Source organism: Mucilaginibacter sp. P4_G9, assembly GCF_056400985.1.
This window is the reverse complement of record NZ_JBFUKF010000853.1, coordinates 1-891: the sequence shown is the minus strand read 5'-3', so window position 1 is coordinate 891 and position 891 is coordinate 1. Positions and strand designations below refer to the sequence as shown.

Sequence of the window (891 nt, the reverse complement as noted above, 5' to 3'; positions counted from 1 at the left end):
CAGAAACGGCACCATACGTATTGAATGGATTTACTTTAGCTACAACAATATAGTTTTTAGTATTTATATTAGAGTTATGATTTTTGGAGCAGACACAAGCTAAGAGCATCGCTGATACAAAAAGGATTTTTTTCATAATGTTTATATATTTAAAGTATTATCAACTGCTCAAATATATTTATTATATAATTTAATTTATTATATATTTAATAAAATACAATAAATACACCGGGTTAAGGAATTTTTAAAACATGTTATTATCACCAACCAAGTTCAGATCGCTTGCCCGTGCATTAACCATTGTTGAAAACGATCTTGCCAATAGCCACGAACTATTAAAAAGCCTTACATTTAATAAGCACTGTCCTATAATTGGTATTACCGGCCCGCCGGGAGCGGGCAAAAGCACTCTCGTGAATGCCTTGATAGATGTACTTTTAAAGGATAGCAATAAAATAGCCGTTTTGGCAATCGACCCCACTTCGCCATTTAACTTTGGATCGCTGCTTGGCGATAGGATAAGGATGGCATCACATTTTAACCATCCTGATGTTTTTATACGCTCTTTAGCAACACGTGGATCTTTAGGGGGGCTCTCGGCCAAAACTATCGAGATGACCGATGTATTAAGGGCTGCCGGGTTTGATTATGTTTTGATAGAAACAGTTGGTGTTGGCCAGTCGGAAATTGAGATAACGGGCCTGGCCGATATTACCCTGGTGGTACTGGTACCCGAAGCGGGTGATGAGATCCAGCATATCAAATCGGGTCTTATGGAAATTGCTGATGCATTTATTATCAATAAAGCCGACAGGGCCGATGCCGATATTTTTGCTAATAGCTTAAAAAAAATAATCGGGCAAAAAAAAGACACGCCCCCCGCTATTTTTA

1 protein-coding gene is annotated in these 891 nt (G+C 38.0%); it reads left to right on the top strand.

Translation table 11 applies throughout. The features are described 5' to 3' along the window. Nucleotides 1–251: 251 nt before the first annotated feature. A partial coding sequence (gene meaB / locus AC1DPZ_RS28145) for a methylmalonyl Co-A mutase-associated GTPase MeaB (RefSeq protein WP_477409754.1) occupies nucleotides 252–891 on the top strand: 640 nt, incomplete at its 3' end.